29 protein-coding genes are annotated in these 24,501 nt (G+C 52.5%); 11 read left to right on the top strand and 18 right to left on the bottom strand.

The features are described from left to right. The first annotated feature begins 98 nt into the window (after positions 1 to 98). Entirely contained in the window at positions 99 to 617 is a 519-nt protein-coding gene (locus IGQ15_RS03875) for a DNA recombination-mediator protein A (protein ID WP_297048806.1), read from the top strand. Between the two features lie 76 nt (positions 618 to 693). Then, on the top strand, positions 694 to 954 hold the full coding sequence (locus tag IGQ15_RS03870; RefSeq protein ID WP_297048804.1) for a DUF1232 domain-containing protein: 261 nt from the start codon (positions 694 to 696) through the stop codon (positions 952 to 954). A 3-nt stretch (positions 955 to 957) separates the two neighbouring features. On the opposite strand, the gene IGQ15_RS03865 is transcribed toward IGQ15_RS03870, so the two are convergent. From IGQ15_RS03865 to IGQ15_RS03845, 5 genes are read right to left on the bottom strand one after another with little or no spacing between them, the layout of a single operon-like run. Beyond that, positions 958 to 1,227 carry a hypothetical protein gene (locus tag IGQ15_RS03865; protein WP_297048802.1) on the bottom strand — a complete coding sequence of 90 codons (270 nt, stop codon included), beginning with the start codon at positions 1,225 to 1,227 and terminating at the stop codon, positions 958 to 960. Between the two features lie 2 nt (positions 1,228 to 1,229). Then, positions 1,230 to 1,667 carry a tetratricopeptide repeat protein gene (locus IGQ15_RS03860; RefSeq protein ID WP_297048800.1) on the bottom strand — a complete coding sequence of 146 codons (438 nt, stop codon included), beginning with the start codon at positions 1,665 to 1,667 and terminating at the stop codon, positions 1,230 to 1,232. Positions 1,668 to 1,679: 12 nt separating this feature from the next. Next, entirely contained in the window at positions 1,680 to 2,033 is a 354-nt protein-coding gene (locus IGQ15_RS03855; RefSeq protein ID WP_190278155.1) for an iron-sulfur cluster assembly accessory protein, read from the bottom strand. A gap of 40 nt (positions 2,034 to 2,073) precedes the next feature. Continuing rightward, a complete protein-coding gene (lpdA, locus tag IGQ15_RS03850) occupies positions 2,074 to 3,510 on the bottom strand; it encodes a dihydrolipoyl dehydrogenase (RefSeq protein ID WP_297048796.1) in 1,437 nt (478 codons plus the stop codon). A 58-nt stretch (positions 3,511 to 3,568) separates the two neighbouring features. After that, on the bottom strand, positions 3,569 to 4,531 hold the full coding sequence (locus IGQ15_RS03845) for a DUF362 domain-containing protein (RefSeq protein ID WP_297048794.1): 963 nt from the start codon (positions 4,529 to 4,531) through the stop codon (positions 3,569 to 3,571). A 153-nt stretch (positions 4,532 to 4,684) separates the two neighbouring features. On the opposite strand from IGQ15_RS03845, the gene IGQ15_RS03840 reads away from it, so the two are divergent. Then, on the top strand, positions 4,685 to 5,089 hold the full coding sequence (locus IGQ15_RS03840; RefSeq protein ID WP_297048792.1) for a hypothetical protein: 405 nt from the start codon (positions 4,685 to 4,687) through the stop codon (positions 5,087 to 5,089). Here the strand turns inward: IGQ15_RS03840 and IGQ15_RS03835 are convergent. Further along, positions 5,063 to 6,514 (bottom strand): site-2 protease family protein, encoded by a 1,452-nt coding sequence (locus tag IGQ15_RS03835; RefSeq protein WP_297048791.1) that lies wholly within the window; start codon positions 6,512 to 6,514, stop codon positions 5,063 to 5,065. The two genes, IGQ15_RS03840 and IGQ15_RS03835, sit on opposite strands and share 27 nt — an antisense overlap. On the opposite strand from IGQ15_RS03835, the gene IGQ15_RS03830 reads away from it, so the two are divergent. Both IGQ15_RS03830 and IGQ15_RS03825 read left to right on the top strand, forming a co-directional pair. Next, positions 6,513 to 7,187 (top strand): MBL fold metallo-hydrolase, encoded by a 675-nt coding sequence (locus tag IGQ15_RS03830; RefSeq protein ID WP_297048788.1) that lies wholly within the window; start codon positions 6,513 to 6,515, stop codon positions 7,185 to 7,187. The genes IGQ15_RS03835 and IGQ15_RS03830 overlap by 2 nt on opposite strands. A gap of 228 nt (positions 7,188 to 7,415) precedes the next feature. After that, positions 7,416 to 7,853, top strand: coding sequence for an Hsp20/alpha crystallin family protein (locus IGQ15_RS03825; protein ID WP_297048786.1), 438 nt, complete (start codon positions 7,416 to 7,418; stop codon positions 7,851 to 7,853). A 97-nt stretch (positions 7,854 to 7,950) separates the two neighbouring features. Here IGQ15_RS03825 and grxD read toward each other — a convergent pair whose 3' ends face one another. From grxD to IGQ15_RS03810, 3 genes are all read right to left on the bottom strand, one after another. Beyond that, positions 7,951 to 8,274, bottom strand: a complete 324-nt coding sequence (gene grxD, locus IGQ15_RS03820) for a Grx4 family monothiol glutaredoxin (protein WP_297048784.1) — start codon at positions 8,272 to 8,274, stop codon at positions 7,951 to 7,953. 61 nt (positions 8,275 to 8,335) lie between these two features. Further along, on the bottom strand, positions 8,336 to 8,587 hold the full coding sequence (locus IGQ15_RS03815; RefSeq protein ID WP_149817589.1) for a BolA family transcriptional regulator: 252 nt from the start codon (positions 8,585 to 8,587) through the stop codon (positions 8,336 to 8,338). 69 nt (positions 8,588 to 8,656) lie between these two features. Then, entirely contained in the window at positions 8,657 to 11,779 is a 3,123-nt protein-coding gene (locus IGQ15_RS03810; RefSeq protein ID WP_297048782.1) for a response regulator, read from the bottom strand. A 116-nt stretch (positions 11,780 to 11,895) separates the two neighbouring features. Here IGQ15_RS03810 and petG point away from each other — a divergent pair, with 116 nt between their 5' ends. Both petG and der read left to right on the top strand, forming a co-directional pair. Beyond that, a complete protein-coding gene (gene petG, locus IGQ15_RS03805; RefSeq protein WP_297048780.1) occupies positions 11,896 to 12,009 on the top strand; it encodes a cytochrome b6-f complex subunit V in 114 nt (37 codons plus the stop codon). Positions 12,010 to 12,048: 39 nt separating this feature from the next. After that, entirely contained in the window at positions 12,049 to 13,398 is a 1,350-nt protein-coding gene (gene der, locus IGQ15_RS03800) for a ribosome biogenesis GTPase Der (protein ID WP_297048779.1), read from the top strand. 485 nt (positions 13,399 to 13,883) lie between these two features. Here the strand turns inward: der and IGQ15_RS03795 are convergent, their stop codons facing one another. Genes IGQ15_RS03795 through IGQ15_RS03785 form a run of 3 tightly spaced genes read right to left on the bottom strand, consistent with a single transcriptional unit; the run spans position 13,884 to position 16,296 of the window. Beyond that, positions 13,884 to 15,083 carry an ABC transporter substrate-binding protein gene (locus tag IGQ15_RS03795; protein ID WP_363315775.1) on the bottom strand — a complete coding sequence of 400 codons (1,200 nt, stop codon included), beginning with the start codon at positions 15,081 to 15,083 and terminating at the stop codon, positions 13,884 to 13,886. Further along, positions 15,084 to 15,602 carry an acetolactate synthase small subunit gene (gene ilvN, locus IGQ15_RS03790; RefSeq protein WP_149817577.1) on the bottom strand — a complete coding sequence of 173 codons (519 nt, stop codon included), beginning with the start codon at positions 15,600 to 15,602 and terminating at the stop codon, positions 15,084 to 15,086. 49 nt (positions 15,603 to 15,651) lie between these two features. Beyond that, positions 15,652 to 16,296 carry a J domain-containing protein gene (locus IGQ15_RS03785; protein WP_297048775.1) on the bottom strand — a complete coding sequence of 215 codons (645 nt, stop codon included), beginning with the start codon at positions 16,294 to 16,296 and terminating at the stop codon, positions 15,652 to 15,654. A gap of 69 nt (positions 16,297 to 16,365) precedes the next feature. On the opposite strand from IGQ15_RS03785, the gene IGQ15_RS03780 reads away from it, so the two are divergent. From IGQ15_RS03780 to IGQ15_RS03770, 3 genes are read left to right on the top strand one after another with little or no spacing between them, the layout of a single operon-like run. Then, on the top strand, positions 16,366 to 16,920 hold the full coding sequence (locus IGQ15_RS03780; protein WP_297048774.1) for a shikimate kinase: 555 nt from the start codon (positions 16,366 to 16,368) through the stop codon (positions 16,918 to 16,920). Continuing rightward, the gene (locus IGQ15_RS03775; RefSeq protein WP_297048773.1) at positions 16,914 to 17,456 is read left to right on the top strand and encodes a DUF4126 domain-containing protein; all 543 of its coding nucleotides are present in this window, start codon (positions 16,914 to 16,916) and stop codon (positions 17,454 to 17,456) included. Before IGQ15_RS03780 ends, IGQ15_RS03775 begins: the two co-directional genes overlap by 7 nt. 58 nt (positions 17,457 to 17,514) lie before the next feature. Then, the gene (locus tag IGQ15_RS03770; protein WP_297048772.1) at positions 17,515 to 18,063 is read left to right on the top strand and encodes a pentapeptide repeat-containing protein; all 549 of its coding nucleotides are present in this window, start codon (positions 17,515 to 17,517) and stop codon (positions 18,061 to 18,063) included. On the opposite strand, the gene msrA is transcribed toward IGQ15_RS03770, so the two are convergent. From msrA to IGQ15_RS03745, 5 genes are all read right to left on the bottom strand, one after another. Next, on the bottom strand, positions 18,060 to 18,719 hold the full coding sequence (gene msrA / locus IGQ15_RS03765; RefSeq protein WP_297048771.1) for a peptide-methionine (S)-S-oxide reductase MsrA: 660 nt from the start codon (positions 18,717 to 18,719) through the stop codon (positions 18,060 to 18,062). The genes IGQ15_RS03770 and msrA overlap by 4 nt on opposite strands. Positions 18,720 to 18,799: 80 nt before the next feature. Continuing rightward, a complete protein-coding gene (locus IGQ15_RS03760; protein ID WP_297048770.1) occupies positions 18,800 to 19,369 on the bottom strand; it encodes a DUF4340 domain-containing protein in 570 nt (189 codons plus the stop codon). A gap of 37 nt (positions 19,370 to 19,406) precedes the next feature. Continuing rightward, a complete protein-coding gene (gene acs, locus IGQ15_RS03755) occupies positions 19,407 to 21,377 on the bottom strand; it encodes an acetate--CoA ligase (RefSeq protein WP_297048769.1) in 1,971 nt (656 codons plus the stop codon). 61 nt (positions 21,378 to 21,438) lie between these two features. Then, the gene (locus tag IGQ15_RS03750; protein WP_297048768.1) at positions 21,439 to 21,915 is read right to left on the bottom strand and encodes a DUF2214 family protein; all 477 of its coding nucleotides are present in this window, start codon (positions 21,913 to 21,915) and stop codon (positions 21,439 to 21,441) included. 105 nt (positions 21,916 to 22,020) lie between these two features. Beyond that, positions 22,021 to 22,374, bottom strand: coding sequence for a hypothetical protein (locus IGQ15_RS03745; protein ID WP_297048767.1), 354 nt, complete (start codon positions 22,372 to 22,374; stop codon positions 22,021 to 22,023). Between the two features lie 187 nt (positions 22,375 to 22,561). Between IGQ15_RS03745 and IGQ15_RS03740 the strand changes: the two genes are divergently transcribed. Beyond that, positions 22,562 to 23,914 carry a nitrate/sulfonate/bicarbonate ABC transporter ATP-binding protein gene (locus IGQ15_RS03740; RefSeq protein WP_297048766.1) on the top strand — a complete coding sequence of 451 codons (1,353 nt, stop codon included), beginning with the start codon at positions 22,562 to 22,564 and terminating at the stop codon, positions 23,912 to 23,914. Between the two features lie 7 nt (positions 23,915 to 23,921). On the opposite strand, the gene IGQ15_RS03735 is transcribed toward IGQ15_RS03740, so the two are convergent. Then, on the bottom strand, positions 23,922 to 24,266 hold the full coding sequence (locus IGQ15_RS03735) for a carboxymuconolactone decarboxylase family protein (protein WP_297048765.1): 345 nt from the start codon (positions 24,264 to 24,266) through the stop codon (positions 23,922 to 23,924). Between the last annotated feature and the right edge of the window lie 235 nt (positions 24,267 to 24,501).

Raw genomic sequence — 24,501 nt, 5'->3', positions numbered from 1 at the left:
GGGGGGACTTTAGGCAGTTGGTAACTGGATTGCCCCCTACTAGAATTGAAGGCCAAAATGCTAAAATAGCGTCGTTCCGTAGCACATGAGATACTCTCTTGACGCAGGCGACTAATCTTCCGGGCATTGATTCTCCCCAAATTGATGAGTTTTTGCAAGAACTAGCGACAATCCAAGACTCTGGTCCTAAGCGGATTGCGCTCCTTGGCTCGCGTCATGTCCCGATTACGCATCAGCACCTCATTGAAATGATGAGTTATGCCCTTGTGCTGGCGGGTAACCGCTTGATGACCTCAGGTGCCGTTGGAACCAATGCGGCGGCGATTCGGGGAGCCATGCGGGCAGACCCCAATTTGCTAACGGTGATCTTGCCCCAAAGTCTCGAGCGCCAGCCTCGCGAGTCCCGCCAACAACTGGATAAGGTGATGCACTTGGTGGAAAAGCCCGAAAATGATCACCTGCCCCTCGCAGAAGCCAGCTCCCTCTGCAATCAGGAAATTATTTCCCGCTGCCAGCAACTGATTTGTTTTGCTTTCCACGATAGCCACACGCTACTGCAAGCCTGTGAGCTAGCGGAAGAGCAGCATAAGGTGGTGACGCTCTTTTACTTTGATTAGCCGGGGACGGTTTTCCCCACCTAGGCCAATTGAGTCCCTATGCCAGAATAGGAGCAGGGTTCAAGGTGGATACTCCATGAGCGGCTTCTACAACTGGTATCGGAATGTGTTGCGGCATCCTAAGTATCGCTGGTTTATCATTGCCGCCAGCTTGATCTATTTGCTCAGTCCTTTGGATATTTCACCAGACTTGGTGCCGATCATTGGCCAGTTGGATGATGTCACGGTCATGGTGATCCTTGCCAGTGAGCTAACACAATTGCTGGTGGAGCGGATTAAAAGTCGGCGATCGCCCAACATCCCTACGACGGTAGATGTGGAAGCAGAACAAGTTTAACGATTAATCCCGCGATCGCAAGTCACTGCCAACAGAGCGCAGCAGCCAGCGGTTTTGCACATAGCTGAGGGTACCGCTAATGAGGGCGGCAGCCATTAAGATGCCAATAGCGGGCATAAAGAGGGGTTCCCAGAGGCTAATCCAGAGGTCAAAGCCAAGGGGTAGCTCTAAGGAGCGCCCCACAAGGGCAATCACAAACCAGCCAAAACTGGCAAGGACAAAGAAAGTATCCGCCACCAAGAACCAATTGAGCACTTCCCGCAGCCGTGCCATGGCTATTCTCCCAGTACCCACTGTTTAACACGGGCAAGGCTCTCCCAATCGGGTTTGCGCTTCAGACCGTCGGCAAAGTTATCGATGACCTCTTGGCGCAGCTCAGCCACAGCAGCAACAACGGTTTGTGCCAATTCAATGTGGGGACGAACACCCTTTTGTCCTGTTTCTAGCATCGCCACCGCAAGGTTAATGCGGGCTTGGGGGTCTTCAGGATTCAGCTTGACCGCTTTTTGAGCAGCCTTTAAGGCAGATTGGGGCTTGTCATCGAGGAGATAGAGCCACGCCAAGCAGGTCCAAGCAGAGCTACTTTTTTGAGCACGCTGGCAAATCTCTTTGAATGTGGGAATTAGTTCCGCAGGCGGTGCCCCTTCTTTGTAGCGGGCGATCGCCGCCTCAAATTGACGCTCAACGTCACTCACAGGTTGAGATGTGGTCAAGGGCAGGACTCCTTAGGCAGAAAATGAGGTACCACAGCCACAGGTTTGGGTGGCATTGGGATTCGTAAACTTAAAGCCGCCACCAATAAGGGCGTTGCTGTAGTCGAGCACCAAGCCATAGATGTAGAGCATACTCTTGGGATCGGAGACCACTTTGAAGCCATCATAGTCAAAGACTTCATCATCGGGACGGATATTGGCGGGGTCTTCAAAGTCCATCGTGTAGGACATCCCCGAGCAGCCACCCCCTTTGACGCCGACCCGCAAGCATAGGTCTTTGCCGTGCTGATCGCGGAGTTCGAGCACGTGCTTGAGGGCAGCTTCGGTCATCATAATTCCCTTGGCGGGTTGTGTGGCCTGTGTCATCACCCACTCCTGAAAGACTCCAAACTTTATCGTAGCAAGTTCAGCGGTGGGTCACCATCTCGTGGGCACGCTTAAAGGCTTCATCAAGAACTTCAGAGAGGGTGGGATGGGTGTGGACATTGAAGGCTAAGTGGCTCACGGTTTGGCGATCGCGAATGGCATTGGCCGCCTCTTGAATTAAATCCGAAGCATGGAGACCAAAGATATGCGCCCCCAGTAGCTCGCCTGTATCCGCACGGAAGATCACCTTGGCTAGGCCATCGGTTTCTGTTTCCGCCAGTGCCTTGGAGTTGCCCTTAAAGTAAGTGCGTGCCACTTGTACCTCAAAACCTTCTTTTTCTCCTAGCTCGCGCGCTTGGGGTTCGGTCAAGCCGACAAAGCTGATTTCTGGATGGGTAAAGGCCGCCGCAGGAATACTGCGATAATCCACTTGGCGAGGCCGCCCAACAATTGTTTCAACAACAGCAATCCCCTGCGCCGAAGCGGCATGGGCAAGCATCATTTTCCCTGTGGCATCACCGATCGCCCACAGGTGGGGAACGGGTTTCCCTTTTTTTGTTACCGCCAAATACTCATTGACGGGGATAAAGCCACGCTTATCGGTGCTGACGCCCACCCTCTCTAGGCCAATATCTTGAGTGGCAGGAATGCGACCCGTGGCCACAAGGCAGGCATCCACCTCTAGAACATCCACCACTTCGTTGGTTTTTGCGTCTGCCAATTCAATGACTACTGGGCTACCGGGAATCACCCGCTTGGCTAGCGTACCGCTGTAGGTTTCAATGTCGCGAGGGGCAATCAAGACCCGCTGTGCCTGTTTGGCAATATCTGGATCAAAGGTGGGCATCAGTTGATCCAGCGCCTCAATCATTGTCACTTCGCTGCCGAGGGCGGTGTAAATATCGGCAAATTCTAGGCCAATGTAGCCACTGCCAATAATCGCCACCCACTGCGGCAACCAATCCAGCTTAATGGCATCGTCACTGGTATAGACGGTTTTGCCATCCACTTCAATACCGGGGGGCACCCAAGGCACTGACCCCGTGGCAATGATAATGTCCTTGGCGGTAACAATTTTTTCCCCTGTGGGGGTGCTGATACTCACTTTTTGGGAACCCGCCACTTTGCCTCGGCCAATGAGCGTATCCACACCGAGACGCTTGAGACTGTTGGTGAGATCACTGCGGATCTTTTGCACCAGATTGGTGGCATGGGCAGCAACGCCAGCGCGATCCACGCTCACTTGCCCCAGTTGAATGCCGAGGGCTTGCCAATGACTGGCTTGGCGCAGTTCCCGTACCCGTCCGGCTGCCGCAAGGAGAGCCTTTGAGGGAATACAGCCGCGATTGACGCAGGTGCCCCCCATCTCTGCGGCTTCGACAATGGCCGTTTTCAGACCGACACTGACGGCATGCAGGGCAGCCCCATGTCCCCCCACACCAGCACCGATAATTACGAGATCGTAGTCAAAGCTCAAGGACGGTTCTCCCCAACTGCATTCCCTTAGCTTATCAAAGGCTGTTCCTCGTGAGAACTTAGGCTTTTTGGCTATAGGCAGTGAGGGGTTCTTTGATCCAGCGAATATAGAGATGTTTGAAGGTGGATTTGAGGACACGCGGCGCGCCAAAGTCAATGGGCATCATCTGCTGCGGCAGTTGCCAATCGCGAATCGCCAATTCATGGGGCTGTGCCAAGGGAAACGCAATCTCACTGAGGTCATAGTTGTAGCCGAGGGCGGTGGCGGCGCGTTGGGTAGGCATGCGCTCAGGATCCACATTGAGGATAGCCACAAGGGCGCGATCGAGGGCAAAAACATCACGACTGGCACCCAAAATATTCAGGGGGCGCGGCGTTCCCCCACTGGGGCCGTTGCCTTCATGGCCGATAATGCCATCCACAATCGTGAGGTCGGGGGCGATCGCCCGTGCGGTTTCGACAAGCATACGGCCAAAGCGATCGGCATCCTTACCCGCTTCCATATGCCACCAGGCCTTCATTTTGCCGGGGACACAGCCAAAGAGATTCTTGACCCCAAGGGTGAGGGTGAGTTGCACATGGGATTTCACCTTGGGTAGGTTAATGACGACATCGGCAGCCATCGCTTCTTTGCTCAGGCGCAGGTGGGCAAATTCAGGATTGTCGGTGGCATAGCGATCGCCATGGAATTCAATGACGGGCAAATTCAATTCCTGAATAAAGGGCAAATAGCCATTGTTACGGGCGACTCCCAATGCCGAACCAAAGGCAGGCCCATCCCCTAGAAATGGTTGTCCCCCCACCGCCTGCACCATTTTAGCGACGCAATAGACCAGTTCTGGGCGAGTGACGCATTCGTGTTTTGGCCGTGCGCCGGTGAGTAAGTTCGGCTTGAGCAGCACGCGATCGCCCGGTTGAACGATCGCCGCCATTCCCCCTAAGGGCGCTAGGAGTTCCTCAAGGGAGGCACTGAGACGATCAAGGTCATAGGATGTTGCCCGCAGCAAACTCACGCTTGGCATCGGAAGCTCCTCTTCACTGGCATTGTTTCTCAACAGTGTGCCACAAAGATAAAATTGAGTGCCTGGGTTCAGTTGTGTCCTGAGAAGGTATCCCCTTGCAAACTAAGCATTGGATGGTGAAAAAGCTGCAAAAAGATACGATAGAGAAGAGAGATGTCTGCTAACGAGCAATCGCGAATGCCCCAAGGCCTTGAGTCAGAATTTCGGCAGCAGGTGGATCGCCTGCATCGCTTTACCGTTCTCATGCGCTGGAGTGTCGTCCTCTTTCTTTGGCTAACTGTCGGCACATTGAGTCTCTGGGGCTTCCGTTATGAAATTAGCTTGATGCGCGAGCACTTTACGTGGGCAGCCTTGCGCTATGGCATTCTCTTCAATCGGCTGCCGGCGATCGGGTTGGCGCTGTGCATTGGCATGACCCTAAGCGTTCTGTACTGGCAGACCCGCAACATTTTCTGGGGCAGATCCCCCCGGTGGCAGCAACGCCTAGAAAAACAAGTCCTGCGCATTCGTCAGCAAGGGCAAGGTCATCCCCTATGGCACTGGGTATGTCGGCAGTAGTAGACCCGCAAGGGGTGCCGGTACCGGGAAAATAATTAGCAATAGCAACACCAGTGCCATCAAGCCAAGGGCATCGCGCCAGTTATCCAATTCACTGACATCATTGAGGGCAGGTTCATCAAAGGCGGGCATAAAGAACAGGATCAGTGCCCAAACAAAGAGCCACGGTTGAATAAAGGAGAGAATCAGCACCAGTAAACGGCTGACTTGGCCAATTACTGCCCCCGCTCGATGGCCATACATCGCATGGACAATGTGCCCCCCATCCAATTGACCCACCGGCATCAAGTTCAAAGCCGTCACTACCAAGCCCAGCACCCCCGCCACTGCCATGGGATGGAGGTGTAGCGCACTGTCACTCTTGAGGGCAGCACCAAAAATGGCTTTAGCAATCAGGGCAAAGAAAATCGAAATGCGTGGACTAAACACTTGGGGATTGAGGGGCTGCTGCGACGCATTGGCGGGCAGTTGCACCACCTCGGACTGCTGTAACCCCCAAACTAGAATCGGTAGCGTCACGAGCAACCCAGCAATGGGGCCTGCAATACTGATGTCAAAAAGGGCACGGCGATGGGGAACAGGGGATCGCATCTGGATAAAGGCCCCCAGTGTGCCCATCGCAAAGGGCAGGGGAATAAAGTAGGGCAGCGTTGCTTTAACGCGGTAATACCACGCAGTGGCAAAGTGTCCCAGTTCATGAATGCCCAAAATCAACAGCAGACTGACACTGTAGGGTAACCCCTGCCAGAGCAAACTGGGGTTGAGTCGCAGTTCCGCCGCCGTCAACTCAGGGGCCACGAGTGCCAAGCCAGCAACGGTGGTGGTGAGAAAGGTTAAGGCCAAAAGGCCAAGGCTGAGACCGGGACGAAAAAGCTGTTGGGGCTGGGGCAGACGATCGCGGGGAATCAAGGCAAAAAAGGGCTTATTACTCAAACCCATTTGAAACATGACCAAAAAGCGATCGCCAAAGCGTTGGGCAATATTGCGCTCCACGGTTTCATAGACTTGGTTGGCATCCCCGCGCATTTGCCCCCGGCAGATCACCGCCTGCGGACGATACTCAATTTGTTGCAGGTAATACATGCCCCAAGGGAAACAGCTCTGCAATTGCGTTTCTTCATCCTGATTGAGGAGCTTGCCATTTTCCGTCGGTGTTGGCGGTGGGGGTGACGCCGCCGGTAAGGAGGGCTGGCCTCGGCGCAAAAGCACAAGATAGAGCACCGAACTGGTGACAAAAACAAGGATCAACCATCCCGACGGCACAGGGGTATTCCCTAAAAGCAGCATCCAACCCCCAATAAAAAATGCTGGCAACATCAGCACCAGCCATAGGAGCCACCAAGGGGTTCGACTGACACGGGCAGCACTCTGGCGGACAATAAAGACCAAGATCAAACCCAATACAATAAGGGAAATCCATGTCATGATGTCGATACCTGTGGCTCAACAACAGAAACCGCCCCGCCTTGTATTGCCCATGGTTTACGGGTTTCCACCAAACCGCGAGACGCTGGGAGGCACTGCTTATCTCATTGTAGAAAATGATGGCAATACCCTTATTGATTCCCCCCCTTGGACAGATAGCAGCCAAAATTGGCTCAGGGAGCAGGGTGGCGTTCAGCGCCTCATTCTTACCCATCGAGGGGCGATCGCCCGCGTTCGTGAGATGCAGCGCACCTTTAACTGTGAAGTGATCATCCATGCTCAAGAAGCCTATCTTCTGCCCCAAGTGACGGTAACCCCGTTTAACCACCATCTAGCCATCAGTGAAACCCTCGCAATCCTCTGGACACCCGGTCACTCCCCCGGCAGCGCCTGTGTCTATTGGTCTGGCCAAGGAGGCGTTCTCTTTAGCGGTCGTCACCTACTCCCTACGCCTAGGGGAGAATTGGCACCGATTAAAACGGCGACCACTTTCCACTGGCCTCGACAACTGCGCAGCGTTGAGGCATTAAAAGCCTTCTGTCGGCAGAGGTCCTTGAGTTATCTGTGTCCGGGGGCGAATATTGGTTTTCTGCGGGGGACACTAGCGATCGCCAACGCCCAAGCCGTTCTGCAAGAAATCCCTGTTGATAACCTTTTGGCGAACAAGGTTTAATGTTTCCTTAATTTTCCCATGAGGATCATACAGGTTCGGGAAAAGGCACTTGGAGAGATCGTTAAACCCCACTTGTATCAAGACTTGCATCCTCTATAGTGAAGGTAGGCAGAGGGAATAAGCCCAAGCAATACCAAGGAAAAAAACAAAGTTAATTGTGGGTGCTGTTCTCTCTGTAACTATCCCGTGGGCAATCTGAAACCTTAAAGAAGACAGGAGGATAAGCGTATGGCACTCGTTCGTTGGGAACCGTTCCGCGAAATCGATGCACTACAACGCCAAATGAATCGTCTATTTGATGAATTGATTCCCTTGACCGAACGCCGCAATGACCTTAGCTTCCTGCCGGCAGCCGAACTCGAAGAAACCCCTGAGGCCTTGCTTCTAAAAATTGAACTGCCTGGCATGGAGGCCAAAGACTTAGATATTCAAGTCACGGCCGATGCGGTCTCTGTCAGTGGCGAGCGTAAATCTGAAAGCCAAAGCGAAAGCAACGGTATCAAACGCACCGAATTCCGCTACGGTAAATTCCAACGGGTCATTCCTCTGCCAGTGCGGATTCAAAACACCGATGTCAAAGCCGAATACAAAGATGGCATCCTGCACCTGACCCTGCCGAAAGCGGAAGAAGAGAAAAATCGCGTCGTCAAAGTAAACGTTGGCTAATTCGCCACTTGCTAGGCCGAAGGGTGAAGGTTGTTGAACAGATGAAGCTCCCCCAGCAATGGGGGATTTTTTTAGCGTCAGTGAAGGTGAGAAAAAACTATGAAGCTAAGGCCACCTCAACCAATTGTTGTAATTCACCACTTTGATATAGCTCAATGAGAATGTCCGAGCCACCAATGAACTCACCATTGATGAACACTTGAGGAATGGTTGGCCAATTGGAATACTCCTTAATCCCTTGGCGAATCTCAAAATCCTCAAGGACATCCACCGTTTCATAGGGGACGCCGAGGGCATTCAGGATTTGTACCGCATTGTTCGAAAACCCGCATTGGGGCATCAGCTTGCTGCCCTTCATAAAGACAATGATTTTGTTGCTTTTGACGAGGTGATCAATTTTGGCGTAGAGTTCGGGTGTCATCGTTGGCTTTCCCTCTTGAGTTCACAAGTTACAAAAGAACAGCAATAGATTGCATTCTAAATCACTGGCGTTGTGCCCATTGCTGGGGGGTATAGGTCTTGAGGGCAAGGGCGTGGAGTTCATTGCTAGCCATGAGATCCTTAAGGCTGCTATAGACCAATTGGTGCTGCTGCACCAGTCGCTTACCCTCAAAAGCGGCAGAGACCACTACAGCTTCGTAATGATCGCCACCCCCGGTCAAATCCTGCACTTGCACAAAGGCATCGGGCAAGCTGGATTGAATTAAGGTGGTCAGTTGTTCGGGGGTAACCATAGATAATTATTTATTCCTGACTAGAATTAAGAACCAGTTAATCTATCTCCTTTAGTCTATCGCTAAATGTTAAGTTGTTGAGGTCTGGAGGGGATGGCACTGACGAAGGGCACGCATCAAGTCTTCAAGGTTAATGGGCTTGCTCACATAGTCATCCATACCGGCATCGAGACAAAGCTGGCGATCGCTCTCCATGGCATTGGCGGTCATCGCAATAATCCGAGGACGAGGTTGATTTAAGCGCTGAAACAGGTCAATGACCTCTCGCGTAGCCGTTACCCCATCCATCTCCGGCATTTGCATATCCATTAAGATTACATCATAGGGTTGCCGCTGCACCGCATCCAGCACTTCCAAGCCATTAGCCGCAATATCACCGCGATAACCCAATTTCTCCAAAATCCGTAATGCCACCATCTGATTCACCTTATTATCCTCCGCCACAAGAATGCGCAGGGGTGGCAAATCCTGTTTCAGACTGTCAATGGACACGGTGCTGCTCTTGTTGGTCTTGGCCTCAACGGGCTTCGGTGTATGGCTAAAGAGATCATTGAGGACATTGTAGAGGGTGGATTGCTTTACGGGTTTACTAATGAGGGCATGAAACAATGGTGATTGCTCTGCCCCAAGGGAATTGCCGAGGGAGGTGAGCAAAATCAGGGGAATTTCTGGATACGTCTTGTGAATTTCCTTGGCGAGGGTCAAGCCATCCATTTCTGGCATTTGCAGGTCTAAAATGGCCACATCCGGAGGCAATTGCGTTTTCAGCAGTGTCAATGCCTGCTGGCCATTCTCGGCAATCAAGGATTTCATTTGCCATCCCTTGGTTTGCAACGCCAGAATTTGGCGGTTGGTGGCATTGTCATCCACAATCAGCACCGAGCGATCTTTCAAGTAGGATTCTTGCTCCATGGCGTGCCCCTTAGCATTAGCATTCAGGAGCAGCCGCACCGTGAAATAAAAGACTGACCCCGTCTCCTTGATGGGAATGGATTCGTAGTGGGGCGGTGGGTTGCCACCCACGATCAAGGGTGTGTTCTGAGTTTTGCTCTCTAACCAAATGCGGCCATTCATGCGCTCCACCAGCCGCTGGCAAATCGCTAATCCTAAACCCGTCCCCCCGTAGTGGCGGGTAATCGAAGCATCCACTTGGCTAAAGGGTTTGAAGAGTCGCTGCATCCCCTCTGGGGTGATACCCACCCCCGTATCCTGAATCGCAAAGAGAAATTCATAGTAGTTGGGCAAAAACTCGTACTGATGGCTGGGCTGGCCCTTGAGATGGAGAATCACTTCGCCACTTTGGGTAAACTTGATGCTGTTGCCAATCAGATTCACCAATACTTGCCGCAGCCGTCCCATATCGCCGATGACATGAACCGGAATATCAGGATCAACATGAGCAAGTAGCTCAATGCGTCGCTCAACGGCACGACTGGCCATGAGGTCAAGAACATCTTCGACGCAGGTGCGCAAATTAAAGGGATAGGCCTCTAGCTCCAGCTTGCCGGACTCAATTTTAGAGAAGTCAAGAATGTCGTTGATGATTGTCAGCAGGGCATCACCACTGAGGCGAATCGTGTTGAGAAACTCCTGCTGCTGCGGATTGAGAGGGGTATCCAGCAGTAATCCTGTCAAGCCAATGATGGCATTCATGGGGGTGCGGATTTCGTGGCTCATTGTTGCCAAAAACTGACTCTTGGCACGGCTGGCATCCTCGGCCGCTTTACGGGCTTCCTCTAGGAGTTGCTGTTGCTGCATCATTTGCGAGATATCTTCCCATGTACCGACGAAATTCATTACCTTGCCGTCTTCGATAATGGGAATGACGCGGGCATTCACCCAACGCACTCTACCGTCGGGGTAGGACAGGCGAAATGGCTCATTGAGGGGCTGGTGTTCTTTTTGGCAGCGCTCCCAAGCGGCAAGCAGGCGATCGCGATCCTCTGGGTGGATGCGTTCTATCCAGTGGGCTTCTGCCTCTGCTTGTGTTTTGACCTCTAGCAGGTTAAGTAGTGTTTGATTGAGAAAAGTGCTACGACCATTAACATCTGCTGTAAAAATCCCGACGGGCGCCATTTCACTGACACTGCGAAACTGCGCTTCACTGGCCTCAAGGAGTTGATGCAGCTTCTGCTTACGGCAATGATCCGCTGTGATAATGGCTAGGCCTACGCCACTCGCTGCCCAAAGAATGAGGAATAAAAAAAGAAACTGTAAATTCAAGGGGTGCAACTGCCGCTCAATCACATTGGGCGCGATGTGGGAAATCACCCACAACCGATATTCGTTCTGATAGAGAGGCGTGCCGCTGACGGGATCAGCAGAAATATGATGCGGCTTCAGAGGCAGTACCCAGTGATAGGCAAAGAGGCCCGATTGACCAATGAGACTGCCTGTGGGTTGAGATTGCATGTGTTGCCACAACTCAGGGTAGAGATGCTCTACAGTGAGATGCTGTCGCTCCGGATATCGAAAGCCCCATTCATGGCTGGTGCGCTCTGCTAAAATCCAGTAGCCTTGACTATTGGCCAAAAGACAACTGCCATAGAGGCCACGACACCCATTGATCAATGTGTTGAGTAGATTCGCTGCCCGATAACGGACAACTAAAAAACCCACCAGTTGTTGCTGACGGGTATAAACCGGTGTGCCGACATAAAGAATCGGGTTTGCCGCTAGGGAAGGTGCCTCATTTGGTTGAACTTCAATGTCAAAGGGGGAGACAAACACTTCGTTGCGTCGCAGTTGGCGCATCACCGGCCAATAGTTCTGCAACACTTGTGGGTCTGGGGATGGGTGATCTACCCTAATGCTCAAGTTATGACCCAAAGCAAGGCTCAGTCTGATGTCCCCGTTGGGGGTCAAAAAATACAGGCGATCGTAGGTGTGCTTTGAGAGCAGCCAATTTTGGAGATCCTGCTCCAATTCCTGTAATTCTGCTGTACTGGATGCGTTGACCCTAAGGTCACCGAAGCCATGGATTGTGGCGATACTGAGAACATCACTAATTAATATGTCTAGGTAAGTGGTGAGGATGAGGCTGCCCCGCTCGACTTTGCTTTCCTCCCGCAATTGTAGATCGCGGAAAATATGTTGGCGTTGGGCGAGGTAAATGGGAGCAAGAATTGCAACTAGAATTGCCGTTGCTGGGACAAAGAGTTTCAAGAAGTACTGCAACGGTGATTTGGCCATAGCGTGGTGGGCTATCTGCGGGAGAGAGAGAGGGAAATTCAACAGGGGTAGAAGCCAATACAGACCTTAACAAATAGTGTATCGTGAGGAATGGAGTTCATGTGTAGAGTCAGACCATGATTGAACCTTTGTTGTGTGGCATTGTTCTTGGCTTGATTCCGGTCACCTTGGCGGGTCTTTTCTTTGCGGCTTACCAGCAGTACAAGCGGAGCAGCCAATTTGAACTCTAGTTCTTGACCAGAACCTGATTTTTGCGAACGTCACTCCATATGGCATTACCCATTGTTGCCGTTGTGGGTCGCCCCAATGTGGGCAAGTCAACACTGGTGAATCGTCTTGCGGGGGAACGGGATGCCATTGTCCACGATGAACCCGGTGTTACTCGCGATCGCACCTACCGACCGGCCTTTTGGCAAGATCGGGAATTTCTGGTCGTGGATACCGGGGGCTTAGTCTTTGATGATGACAGTGACTTCTTACCCTTGATTCGCCAGCAGGCAGAACTCGCCCTTCAGGAAGCCACGGCAGCAATTTTTGTGGTGGATGGTCAAGCAGGGCCGACAGCTCTTGACTATGACATTGCTGCGTGGTTGCGCCAGCTTCCCGTACCCGTTTTAGTGGCGGTGAATAAATGCGAGTCGCGCCAGATGGGGCAAGTACAGGCGGCGGAGTTTTGGTCACTGGGGCTGGGAGAACCCTACCCAATTTCCAGTATCCACGGCAGCGGTACAGGGGAGTTGCTGGATCAATTGATTACCTACTTGCCGGCGGGGGAAACCCTCCCTGAGGCACCGGAGATCCAGGTGGCCATTGCCGGTCGTCCCAATGTGGGTAAATCCAGCTTGCTCAATGCCCTGATTGGGAGCGATCGCGCGATTGTCAGTCCGATTTCCGGAACCACTCGTGATGCCATTGATACCGTGATTGAACACAATGGCATCCAGTATCGCTTCATTGATACCGCCGGTATTCGGAAACGGGGTCATGTGGCCTATGGGCCTGAGATGTTTAGCGTCCATCGTGCCTTTAAGGCGATTCACCGCTCCGATGTCGTGCTGTTGGTGTTGGATGCCCTTGAAGAAATTACCGAACAGGATCAACGCTTGGCGGGGCACATTACCGATCAGGGGCGCGCCTGTGTCCTGATTGTGAACAAGTGGGATGCCGTTCCTGAAAAGGATACCTATACGATTAATACCTATCGCGATCGCCTGTATCAGCGATTGAATTTCCTTGACTGGGCAGATGCCCTTTTTGTCAGTGCCCATACGGGTCAACGCCTTGACAAGATTTTTGCGGCGGTGGATGCGGCAGTTGAACAACATCGGCGGCGGGTCAGTACAGCCGTGGTGAATGAAGTGATTCAAGAAGCCCTACGCTGGCATACGCCCCCCGCAACTCGCCAAGGCCGCCAGGGCAAAATCTACTACGCCACCCAAGTCGCCACCCAGCCGCCAACATTTGCGATTTTTGTCAACGATGCCAAACTCTTCAAGGACAACTATCGCCGCTACATTGAAGGGCAAATTCGCCAACAACTAGGATTTCGAGGCACCCCAATTCGTCTCCTCTGGCGCAGTAAGAAACCCCGTGAAGCTGCTGAATTAGCAGTCCGCTAACCTTGTTAGAGTGATCGTTGATTATGAGAGGCGCTTCAGAACAGCGGATAGCTGATCCCTATAAACAATTTTGTAATTTTTTGGCGCCTGTAGGAAGGCAGCAAGCTCCTGAGATATTTCGCCTGTGAAGGGATCGATTGAAACCGCTAAGTAATCATAGTTTTGTAAATCACTCTTTTGGGGCTTCCATGTTGCAGGTGAGCCTCCGTCAATTACCTCGTTGCTAAAAGGAAAATTGAAGAGTCCATAGCTGCGAAGGCCTACATTGAGAATCTTTTGATTCTCTATATTTTCCTGTATCCATTCATAAATACGACTCTGATAATTCGATGGATAAAATATAAAATAATATGTCTGAAAACCCAGGTAAGCCCCTCGGCGGGTTGTAGTTGAGTAGCTGTATTAGCAATAAAGTCATGCAGATAGCTGCAATAGAGCTAATAAATAAATGATTGATTTTATTGGTGTATTGAGAGTTTAGATGCTTAGCGTTCAACTTTTTTCACTAAACTAAATTTCCCAGTTTGGCCATCCTCACTCATCTCAATCTGGCCAACGTAAAAGAAGCGTTGCAGCACTTCGCCCTCACGGGTAAAGCGAATTTCCCCAAGAGGTGTTTCATAGACTCCCTTGAGGATCTCTTCATTTAAGGCTTGACGCAAATCTGCAAGGGGGACTTCCGACAAGTTCTTTTCTTGAGATAGTCGCGCTAAGGCATCCACAAAGACTTGAACTGCCGTAAAGCCTTGGGCACTAAACTGCGAGGGGGCTTGGCGATATTTGGCTTCAAAGGCGTCGCGGAACTGGACATTCATTGGATCGGGGTTTTCGGGATTATAGGCTTGGGCAACCAAAACGCCATTACAGAGGCGACGACAAACGGGGAAAACGTTGACAGTATTGACACCGTTGCCCCCCAAGATTAACCCTTGGTAGCCCAATTCCCGCAGTTGGCGAATGAGATTACCACCGTCCGCTGCTAAACCGGAGATGACAATTAAATCAGGCTTGAGATTGAGGGTGGCATTGATTTGGGCTTGGAAGTTGGTATCTGTGGTTTGCGTTTGCTGAACGGTCACCAATTCAAGCTTGGGATTCTCGCGAATGGCTTTTTGAAAAATTTCGGTTTCTGAGCGACTAAAGGCATCATCTTGGGCAAAAAAGACAGCAACTCGGCGAATGTTGGGATTAACCTGAAGGGCCGCTTGAATCGCCGTGGGCGCCACTACATCCACCCCTGCGGAGACGCGACTAATGAAGACACCAATTTCGGGAATGCCACGGGCGGTGTTGGAAGGAGCGACTACTGGGACACCGGCCTGCTCAGCAATGGGATCGGCACTAAAAGCCTGCTGCGAGAGGGTGGGGCCAACAATGCCAATCACGCGATCGCGATTGATCAAGGTTTGAAAAACATTCACTGCCCCCGCTTCATCACTGCCGGTATCCTGAATGACCAGCCGTAGGGTCTGCCCCTTGATCTGGCCGGCTTGGTTGAAAAATTCCCCGGCGACCTGCACCCCTTGTAGTGCCTCTTGGCCGTAGAGAGCAGCATTACCGGTTTGAGCGAGGGCAACCCCAAGGGGCAACGAATTATTGTTTGTCGAAGGGGACTCTGTTGCGGTACAGCTACTGAGGGCGATCGCCCCCAGTGCAAGTAATAACCAGCGATCTTTCCCCACCAATTAGACCCGTGCCTCCAGGGATTTTAGGTATTCCGTATTCACCCCGGACTCGCGCACAAGGGCAATTTTCCCGGTGCGGGCAATTTCGCGAATCCCAAATTTATTCAGCATTTGGACAATGGCCACCATCTTGCCGGGGTCACCCGACACCTCAATAGTCAGGGAATCATCGGACACATCCACCACCTTGGCACGGAAGATTTGTACCAGTTCCAAGATTTCAGAGCGGGTGCTGGCGGTGGCATTCACCTTCAGGAGCATTAGTTCCCGTTCCACACAGGGAATCGTGGTAATATCCTGCACCTTGAGGACATTGATCAGCTTGTAGAGTTGCTTGGTTAATTGCTCAATGATGGCATCGTCGCCGGGCACCACCATCGTAATGCGGGAGATGCCAATTTGCTCCGCAGGGCCTACCGCTAAGCTTTCGATATTAAAGCCCCGCCGCGCAAATAAACCGGCAATACGAGTGAGCACACCCGCCTCATCTTCCACCAAAACCGATAGGGTATGTTTCATAATTGCTGCTGAATCTTGCTGCCATGCTGGGATGCTGATTCTTTCCAGTTTAGCGGACAAGCCGACACTCTGCGAAGAGGCGATGGGCAATGCGAAAGAGTTCCTGCCCCGTGTGCAAATAGCGATCGTCGTAACTGTGGCTAAATTGTTCTAGCTCATCAAGACCATCCACCAGTTGATTCAAACAGTAATAGAGGTGGGCTGCCACCTTGGCCACGGCAGCGGGGTTGGGTTGGGCTTGGAACGTATAGCGGGCGCGGGTAAGCGCGCGACGACAGTCCTGCAAGTAGGTCAGAAAATGATCCATGAGGTCATCATCGAAGGGATCAGCTGCAAGGGCATCAATCTGGCGGGGGAGCGATCCCAAGACCGCCTCAATAATCCGACTCACAGGGTTGTAGGTGAAGGCCAGCCATTGCTCTAGCTCGCGATCGGCAGCCTGGAAACGCTGCACATCTGGTCTAGCAGTTGTTTGGTGGACACGGTGCTGGGCATCATAGGCCTGCCGACACTGCTCATCCCCCAAGATTTCGTAGGCGGCGTTAATGGCGGCCATCCGCTCATGGCTGGAGCGATCGCTAGGATGGTAGTCGGGGTGATATTGCTTTACTAGGCGCCGATAGGCGGCCTTAATTTCGGCTTGGGTGGCCGTTACTGCCACCTGTAGTGTCACGTAGGGATTGGGCTGGGACATGGGAATGGTGAGAAGACCTCCATATTTAGGTTAAAGTGCTGATTTGGCGGTGTCGAGAAATGGTTATCTATGGAACTGCAAGAACGCCTTGGAGGAGTCAATATCTATCTTGTGGGCATGATGGGTGCCGGTAAAACCACTACGGGTCGGATACTGGCTCAACGCTTGGGCTACGGGTTTGTGGATACAGATGCAGTGATTACGGAGTTTCGCCAACGACCGATTCGCGAGATCTTTGCCCAAGAGGGAGAGCCTGCCTTTCGGGAGTTGGAACAACAGGTCTTAGCACAAGTCTCTAGTTATCATCATTTGGTCGTGGCCACTGGTGGTGGCATTGTCCTCAACCCGATGAACTGGAGTTATTTGCGGCATGGCATTGTGGTCTGGCTTCATGTTCCCCTTGCGGTGCTCTGTCAACGTCTGCGCCAAGATCAGGAACGTCCCCTGTTGCAGGAACAGCCCCTGGAGCAACGCTTGAGTGAACTGCTGCAAGCGCGTCAATACCTCTATGCTCAGGCAGATTTAGAGCTAAGAATTACGGCGGAAGATACCCCACAAACAGTGTGCGATCGCCTGTGGGAAACCCTCCCCAATATCTTAAAACCCATAGAGCCATCATGCTAGAAGTTCTAGCGATTCTTTCAGCAGCAGCGGCCGGCGGGCTACGACTGGCACTTCCCCTCCTGTTGATTGGTCTATTACAAGGAGACCAACTCTGGTCGCAGGTGCCTTTACTGCGCCATTTCTCCCCCTATGGAGTGGTTGGTGTTTTAACCGCTTGGTCGTTTCTTGAGATATTCTTGGCAGGCAATGTCTGGGGCTACCGCCTGATTATCCTTGTGCAATTGTGCTTTAGCCCCCTTGTGGGTGCTCTCCTTGGCATGACCGTGGCAACAGCAACAGATACACCCCAGTGGCTCATTGGTACCTTCAGTGGTCTTTTTGCCTTTGTGTTGCAATTGGTGCAGGTGGGTTGGTTTTATCGGCTGGGGAAGTTACCCCGCTGGGTGATTGTCGGGCAGGATATCCTGTGTACGCTGTTAATTTTATTTGCCCTCAGGGCACCCAAGCAGGGCGGGTTGATTGCCTTACTCCTGTTGTGGTTGGCCGTTCGCAGTGCTAAGGATTGGCAACAACGACATCAGCGCTCCCGCCGCTAACGGCTAAATTCTTAGGACTTGTGCTAAAGTCTCTCTAGCGTGGCAGGAGCATGTGGATGTGAACCAGCAGGCATTCATCGCAACAGCAATGATTAGTGCAGCCCTTACCAGCGGTGCTGCCTTTGCTATACCTTCCCCCATGCAGCAACTGGTGCAAACCAATGCTTGTCCCGGCTGTGATCTGCGGAATGTCGATTTACGGGGCTATAACTTAGCAGGGGCAAATTTGCGCGGTGCCAATCTTCAGGGCGCCAACCTCCAGGATACCAACCTGATGGTGGCCAATTTGGTAGGGGCAAATCTGAGTAATGCCAACCTCACGGCCGCTTATTTAGAACGAACTAACCTAGAACAGGCCAATCTCAGTGGTGCTAACCTGAGCCGTGCGATTTTGCGCCATAGTCGTGCCCGCCGTGCCAATTTCAGCAACAGCAACTTCACGGGAGCCGATGTCCGCTATGGGGATTTTCGCCGCGCCAATCTCAGCGGTGCCACTTTTGAGCAAGCCACTATGCAGTGGGCACAGTTAAACAATGCCACTGTCAGTCAAACCAACTTTAGCGATGCTTACCGTCCCCGTATGCCCTATCGCCTCAATCTCCACTAAGCGCTGGGGGTGGCGCTCATCAGTTCGTAGGGAACCTTTGTGCCCCCAAGGCCGCAGTAGCCATTGATATTGCGGTGGAGATATTGCTGGTGGTAGGGTTCGGCAAAGTAAAATTCAGGCGCTGGCAGAATTTCAGTGGTGATCGTGCCGTAACCTGCAGCTTTTAGGGCTGCTTGGTAGCGATCGCGACTGGCCTCGGCAAGGGCTTTTTGCTCAGGGGAATAGTAGTAAATACCAGAGCGATACTGCGTCCCCACATCATTGCCTTGGCGCATACCTTGGGTGGGGTCATGGTTTTCCCAAAAGACCTTGAGCAATTCTTCATAGGTCACCTTCTGGGGGTCAAAGACCACGCGCACCACCTCGTTGTGACCTGTCATGCCCGTGCACACCTCTTCATAGGTGGGATTGGGCGTATAGCCGCCAGCGTAGCCCACAGCGGTGACATAGACGCCCGGTACCTGCCAAAACTTGCGCTCAGCCCCCCAAAAGCAGCCCATACCAAACATCGCTAATTCCATGCCTTCGGGATAGGGAGGGGTGAGGGGATGACCATTAACCCAGTGAGCCTTTGGCACGGGCATGGGTTCTGCTCGGCCGGGTAGAGCGGCACTGGGGCTAGGCATTGTCAACTTTTTGAATCCGAAGAATCCCATGGCTAATGTCCACTCGATAGTTTACTATGCTTCTATATTTTGACGAGCTTTTGGTGAGTCGTGCTAGAATTCACAGCGTTCTAGTTTGCTGCTTGCTGACGCTCCCATTCCTGTAGGGGGCGCTGAAGGGCATTTTTAAGATCAAGGGGAACGAGGGTCACCGTCATTTTTTCGCGGGGTTCCGCTGGCGGGTCAATTGCCGCGTAGAGCTTGAGGCCGTCAAAGGTGGTGTCCCCCAAGTGTAAACGGTGCTGCTGGCCATCTTTAAGGGTGATATCCACAGTGGCCATGGGGGGAGCAAGGCCATAATCCGCGGCACGTTCAGTAGGCACATCGAGAGAGCGATCGCGCTGACCTGTGGCCAATAAGTTTAATAAGAAGACAACCGTGCCCTCTTCTGCGGGGGTTTGCTTTTCCCGATCAATCACCCAGTTACCTGTAGCCAACTTTTTCAGGTTTAGGCTGTAATCAGGGGCAATAATCTTCAAAGCCACAACATCCGCCTCTTGAAAGTTAAAGAGGGGCTTTGGAGTTTGCGTATGACTGCTGTTGGGCGTGGGTAGTTGTTGCTCAAATAGAAAGAGACCGCCCCCTAAAATGGCCGCCGTTGTTAAAAGAACCAGCGTTTTTGTGCGGATGCCACTTGCCATTACCTATCAATTATAAGCTCATTGATAGGGGAGACTCTCAAGCCCCTTGGCGCAACTTATCCAGCACTGACCGATCTTCCAACGTTGAAGTATCCCCAGATACCTCTTGGCCGGCAGCAAGCGAACGTAGGAGCCGCCGCATGATTTTGCCCGATCGCGTTTTGGGCAGGGCATCGGTAAAGCGAATCTCCGCCGGACGGGCCAAGGCACCAATTTCGTTGACAACGTGTTGCTTCAATTCCTGTTGGAGGGCATTGCTGGGGGTAGCCGATTCTTCAAGAATTACAAAGGCAACGATTTCTTCCCCTTTGATCTCGTCGGGTTTACCAACAACGGCTGCTTCAGCAACAGCAGGATGGGAGACCAATGCCGATTCAATTTCCATCGTGCCCAAGCGGTGACCGGAGACATTGATCACATCGTCAACCCGTCCCATCACCCAAAAGTAGCCATCTTCGTCCTTGCGGGCACCATCGCCAGCAAAGTAAACATATTGGCCATCACGAGGCGGAATGTGTTCCCAATAGGTGCGGCGGAAGCGATCGGGATCTCCATACAGCGTGCGCATCATCCCCGGCCAAGGGTGACGAATCACCAGATAGCCACCCTCATTGACGCCGACAGGGTTGCCCTCGAAATCCACAACATCAGCGAGAATCCCCGGAAAAGGCTTGGTGGCAGAGCCGGGTTTCATCGGAATTGCCCCCGGCAGTGAGGTGATCATGTGCCCCCCTGTTTCCGTTTGCCACCACGTATCCACAATGGGACAGCGCTCACCGCCAATGACGCGGTAGTACCACATCCATGCTTCGGGGTTAATGGGTTCACCCACGGTTCCCAAGAGGCGCAAGGAGGAGAGGTTCCGTGCGCGGGGCAAGTGTTCGCCCATTTTAATGAAGGCACGAATAGCCGTGGGGGCCGTGTAGAAAATAGTAACCCCATACCTCTCAATCACATCCCAGAAGCAACCGGGATTGGAGGCGCGGGGTGCCCCTTCATACATGAGGGTGGTTGCCCCATTGGACAGCGGTCCATAGACAATGTAGCTGTGACCCGTAATCCAGCCGACATCGGCGGTACACCAATAGACATCGGTATCTTGGAGGTCAAAGACCCATTGAGTGGTGATGTGGGTATAGAGGTTGTAACCCGCTGTGGTGTGGACAACGCCCTTGGGTTTGCCGGTGGAGCCAGAGGTGTAGAGAATAAAGAGTAAATCTTCGCTGTCCATGGGTTCGGCAGGACAGTCAGCACTGACCCCCTTTTGCAGATCATGCCACCAGTGATCGCGACCGGGCACCATGGTCACTGGCTGCTGCGTGCGCTGCACCACTAAGACATTTTCAACGGTGGGAACTGCCTGATGGGCTAGGGCTTTATCCACTTGATCCTTGAGGGGCACAATGGCATCTTTGCGCCAGCCACCGTCAGCCGTAACCACCAGCTTCGCTTGGGCATCAATGAGGCGATCGCGCAAGGCTTCGGCACTAAACCCCCCAAAGACTACTGAGTGGGGGGCGCCAATCCGCGCACAGGCCAGCATGGCAATGGCTGCCTCTGGAATCATTGGCATATAAATGCCGACGCGATCGCCCTTTTTCACCCCCAGTTGTTTCAGGACATTGGCAAATTGGCAGACTTCGCGGTGCAGTTGGGCATAGGTGAAGGTGCGGCTATCACCGGGTTCTCCTTCCCAGATCAAGGCCGCTTTATTCTTGCGCCAAGTCTTGAGGTGGCGATCTAAGCAGTTGTAGGTGATGTTGATTTTGCCATTGACAAACCACTTGGCACTGGGGGGCTGCCAATCCAGCACCTGATCCCAAGGTTGAAACCACTCTAATTCCTGTTGTGCCAATTCGCCCCAAAAGGCAGCGGGATCAGCTTTAGCCTTTTCCCAGAGGGCACTGTAGGCCTCAAGGGAATTGATCCGTGCCTTGGCCACAAAATCAGCAGGGGGATAAAAAAGGCGGTTTTCCTGAAGAATGGATTCAATCGTGGGAGGACTCATCCGTATTTATCCGTGGCAGCAAGATCTATCATAGGGGCGATCGCTCCCCTGCTGAAGAGGATTACCGTTGAATCCAATCCAAACCAATCCCCCGCGCCATCATCGCTGCCAAAAAGGGAATGGCACTGAGAAAGGCCAATTCAGCGCGAATCACCCAAGTCAAACGCTGCACAGCCGGTAACTCGAGGGTGGGAGCCTTCTCTTCCCGCAGCGGTTTAATCCACAGTAGAAAAGAGATCGTCGGATACAGCGACAATAGCCCCACCAAAATAAACAAGCCCACTTTGAGGTGAAAGACGGGGTTGGCCAAATAATACTCGGTACCTTTGCCAAAGTAGAGAACCCGCAAAATGCCCGTGACAAGAACGGTCACCGCAGCAATGCCATAGAGGGCATCGGTAATCACTAATCGCCAAGCCTGTTGAAGGTCTATATCCTTGCGCAGGGTGAGGTGCTCCACTACAAGGGCAGCAAAAGCCACCATAAAGCTGAGATAATGCAGATAGGCGATCGCGGCACTGCTCCAAAGGGCGTTCATCCGAAGTGTTCCTTGGCGAGTGAGAAACGTTGCAAAAAGGGCTGTCTTCATCCTAGGGGGCAGCCTTGGCATGTGCAAGTGCCAACCCCCAGAGGTTTTTAGGCTTTAGCCACGGCGTAGATCTTTGGCCATGGAGCGAAAGAGGTCTAAGCTGGGATCGCTGCGACGGCGTTCCTGTTCTTCCACCGGGGGCGTCACCACATCACTGACACTGGGGTCGGGTTTACCTTTGTTTTCTGCCTCTGGATTCACCTTTTCAATGGAGGAAACCAACTCCACCACCTCTACCTCTTCTTTGGCACCGCCAGTCGCAGGGAACGTTTTTTTCACGACCTTGGGGGTACGCATGTACTCAATGTTGCCGTAGGTCTTGGCTTCATCGGGATCGAGAAAAAAGTCTTTGCTGGGTTGGGCGTCAGCTGGCTTGCCCCGACGGAAAAGGCCATCAAAGAGTCCCATAGCGGAATTGTTACCTTTTGTGAAGAAACCGCTGATCAGTTTACACTAAAATCCCAAGGGGGGCTATGCAAAATTGCGCAAATAAGCGGCGATCGCCGACCTTAGTGGCAATTTTTGTCCCCTAGGTTTTCCAAGACCTGAATCCTCATGGTAGGTTAACGGTGGAAATGCCACAGGATGCAGGACCATGCAAGCCAAAACCAAAGGGGAACCGCTCGTCCGCTTACTGGATGTGGGTAAGGCCTACCGTCAGCCCAACGGTCAGGTCATTAGCATTATGGAAAACATTAACCTTGAATTGCGCACGGGGGAAATTGTTGCGCTCCTAGGGCCATCGGGATCCGGTAAGTCAACCCTGATGCGCATTATTACGGGTTTGGTTGCGCCTACGTCTGGCCAGGTCTTGTACCGCGAGCAGCCAATGCAGGGCTTGAATCCGGGGGCCGCCATTGTCTTTCAAAGTTCGGCGCTCTATCCGTGGCTAACGGTTTTGGAAAATGTGGAGTTGGGGCTAAAGGCTCTAGGAGAAGGCCCGCGATCGCGCCGCCGCAAAGCCCTGCGGATGATTGACATTATTGGCTTAGATGGCTTTGAAAACGCCTACCCCAAGGAATTGTCGGGGGGGATGCGGCAGCGGGTGGGATTTGCCCGTGCCTTGGCGGTGGAACCGGAACTCCTGTGTATGGATGAGCCATTTTCCGCCTTGGATGTGCTGACAGCAGAGAACCTGCGCTTTGAACTTCTCGATCTGTGGCTTGAGCACAAAATTCCCACCCAGAGCATTTTGATTGTCACCCACCACATTGAAGAAGCAGTCATTCTCGCCGATCGCATTATTGTGTTGGGGAGCAACCCCGGTCGCGTCCGCGCTGACTTTCCAGTGACGTTGCCCCACTATCGCGATCGCAAGAACCTTGAGTTTCAAGCCACCGTGGATCGTATCTATAAAATTCTCACCAATCCCCATGTGGATGAATTGGAGCAACTGGAACCCAAGCCAGCTACCCTGCCCAGGAGTCAAGAACCGCGTTATCCGCTGCTACCCCATGTGCGCATTGGCTCGATCGCTGGTCTATTGGAACTCCTGGAGCACCGCAAAGAAGACCTCTACCGCATTGCCCAAGAGCTGCAACTGGAGCTAGATGATATTTTGCCCATTGTCGAAGCCGCCCAGATGATGGAACTGGTGGAACTTAAGGAAGGAGATATCAGCGTGACCCCTACTGGCAATGCCTTTATTCAGGGGGACATTGACCAGCGCAAGCTGATTATTCGCCAACAACTCCTCAAGCATATCCGCCTTGTGCAGCAAATCCACACTTTCCTAATGGCCAAGCAAAACCACCGCATTCCCGAAAGTTTGGTGCTGGATATTTTAGAGCGGCACTTTACGCCGCAGGAGGCCGATCGCCAGCTCAATACCGCCATTGACTGGGGACGCTATGCCGAACTCTTTAGCTATGACGAGCCAGCCAAGGAAATTTTCCTTGAAGTCAGTGAACCCGAAGAGCCACTGCCCCTTGAGACAACTGCCGTTTGAGGGTCTTCTACTGAGCTTGCTCTTGGCTAAATTCCTCTAGGGCCTCCATCACGTGGGTGGCATACATCAAGGCAGGGCCACCGTCCATGGCTACAGTCACCATGAGGGTTTCCATGATTTCCTCAGGGGTTGCGCCCGCATGCAAAGCAGCACGGGTGTGGAAGGCAATGCAGCCGTCACAGTGTTTAGCAACCCCAATGGCTAGGGCAATCAACTCTTTGGTTTTGGTGTCAAGGGCACCGGAGGTTGAAGCGGCACGGCTCAAGCTATAAAAGGCTTTCATGGCATCGGGCATCGCCGCCGTTAGCTTTGCCGTGTAGGATTTGATGTGGTTAATTTGCTCGGTGTACATCGCTGTTCTCAAACAATCGTGTTATGCCTATCATCGCCACTGAAGGAGGCTACCCGCCGGAAACTTCAACGTTTTTTCTTTTTCATTGCCTGCCTCACCGTTGCCCTCAGCCCCGCCGTAAGCCGTGCTGTACCTCTAGCTTCCACCCAGACCGTGCAATTGCAACCCCCAAGTAATGTACGGGTGCGCCCTACGATTATCGGCAAGATCAATCAATCTCCTTCTATCTCCTGCA

The sequence above is a fragment of the Thermosynechococcus sp. M98_K2018_005 genome, assembly GCF_015295825.1.
Taxonomy (GTDB): Bacteria; Cyanobacteriota; Cyanobacteriia; order Thermosynechococcales; family Thermosynechococcaceae; genus Thermosynechococcus.
This window is presented reverse-complemented; position numbering and strand designations above follow the sequence as displayed.

What these genes read in the sequence shown, in the direction of transcription:
- IGQ15_RS03870 (WP_297048804.1), top strand. Translation starts at nt 694, where the DNA reads ATGAGCGGCTTCTACAACTGGTATCGGAATGTGTTGCGGCATCCTAAG.
- IGQ15_RS03865 (WP_297048802.1), bottom strand. Translation starts at nt 1,227, where the DNA reads ATGGCACGGCTGCGGGAAGTGCTCAATTGGTTCTTGGTGGCGGATACT.
- IGQ15_RS03855 (WP_190278155.1), bottom strand. Translation starts at nt 2,033, where the DNA reads ATGACACAGGCCACACAACCCGCCAAGGGAATTATGATGACCGAAGCT.
- IGQ15_RS03845 (WP_297048794.1), bottom strand. Translation starts at nt 4,531, where the DNA reads ATGCCAAGCGTGAGTTTGCTGCGGGCAACATCCTATGACCTTGATCGT.
- IGQ15_RS03840 (WP_297048792.1), top strand. Translation starts at nt 4,685, where the DNA reads ATGTCTGCTAACGAGCAATCGCGAATGCCCCAAGGCCTTGAGTCAGAA.
- IGQ15_RS03830 (WP_297048788.1), top strand. Translation starts at nt 6,513, where the DNA reads ATGATGTCGATACCTGTGGCTCAACAACAGAAACCGCCCCGCCTTGTA.
- IGQ15_RS03835 (WP_297048791.1), bottom strand. Translation starts at nt 6,514, where the DNA reads ATGACATGGATTTCCCTTATTGTATTGGGTTTGATCTTGGTCTTTATT.
- IGQ15_RS03825 (WP_297048786.1), top strand. Translation starts at nt 7,416, where the DNA reads ATGGCACTCGTTCGTTGGGAACCGTTCCGCGAAATCGATGCACTACAA.
- grxD (WP_297048784.1), bottom strand. Translation starts at nt 8,274, where the DNA reads ATGACACCCGAACTCTACGCCAAAATTGATCACCTCGTCAAAAGCAAC.
- IGQ15_RS03815 (WP_149817589.1), bottom strand. Translation starts at nt 8,587, where the DNA reads ATGGTTACCCCCGAACAACTGACCACCTTAATTCAATCCAGCTTGCCC.
- IGQ15_RS03810 (WP_297048782.1), bottom strand. Translation starts at nt 11,779, where the DNA reads ATGGCCAAATCACCGTTGCAGTACTTCTTGAAACTCTTTGTCCCAGCA.
- petG (WP_297048780.1), top strand. Translation starts at nt 11,896, where the DNA reads ATGATTGAACCTTTGTTGTGTGGCATTGTTCTTGGCTTGATTCCGGTC.
- der (WP_297048779.1), top strand. Translation starts at nt 12,049, where the DNA reads ATGGCATTACCCATTGTTGCCGTTGTGGGTCGCCCCAATGTGGGCAAG.
- ilvN (WP_149817577.1), bottom strand. Translation starts at nt 15,602, where the DNA reads ATGAAACATACCCTATCGGTTTTGGTGGAAGATGAGGCGGGTGTGCTC.
- IGQ15_RS03785 (WP_297048775.1), bottom strand. Translation starts at nt 16,296, where the DNA reads ATGTCCCAGCCCAATCCCTACGTGACACTACAGGTGGCAGTAACGGCC.
- IGQ15_RS03780 (WP_297048774.1), top strand. Translation starts at nt 16,366, where the DNA reads ATGGAACTGCAAGAACGCCTTGGAGGAGTCAATATCTATCTTGTGGGC.
- IGQ15_RS03775 (WP_297048773.1), top strand. Translation starts at nt 16,914, where the DNA reads ATGCTAGAAGTTCTAGCGATTCTTTCAGCAGCAGCGGCCGGCGGGCTA.
- msrA (WP_297048771.1), bottom strand. Translation starts at nt 18,719, where the DNA reads ATGGGATTCTTCGGATTCAAAAAGTTGACAATGCCTAGCCCCAGTGCC.
- IGQ15_RS03760 (WP_297048770.1), bottom strand. Translation starts at nt 19,369, where the DNA reads ATGGCAAGTGGCATCCGCACAAAAACGCTGGTTCTTTTAACAACGGCG.
- acs (WP_297048769.1), bottom strand. Translation starts at nt 21,377, where the DNA reads ATGAGTCCTCCCACGATTGAATCCATTCTTCAGGAAAACCGCCTTTTT.
- IGQ15_RS03750 (WP_297048768.1), bottom strand. Translation starts at nt 21,915, where the DNA reads ATGAACGCCCTTTGGAGCAGTGCCGCGATCGCCTATCTGCATTATCTC.
- IGQ15_RS03745 (WP_297048767.1), bottom strand. Translation starts at nt 22,374, where the DNA reads ATGGGACTCTTTGATGGCCTTTTCCGTCGGGGCAAGCCAGCTGACGCC.
- IGQ15_RS03740 (WP_297048766.1), top strand. Translation starts at nt 22,562, where the DNA reads ATGCAAGCCAAAACCAAAGGGGAACCGCTCGTCCGCTTACTGGATGTG.
- IGQ15_RS03735 (WP_297048765.1), bottom strand. Translation starts at nt 24,266, where the DNA reads ATGTACACCGAGCAAATTAACCACATCAAATCCTACACGGCAAAGCTA.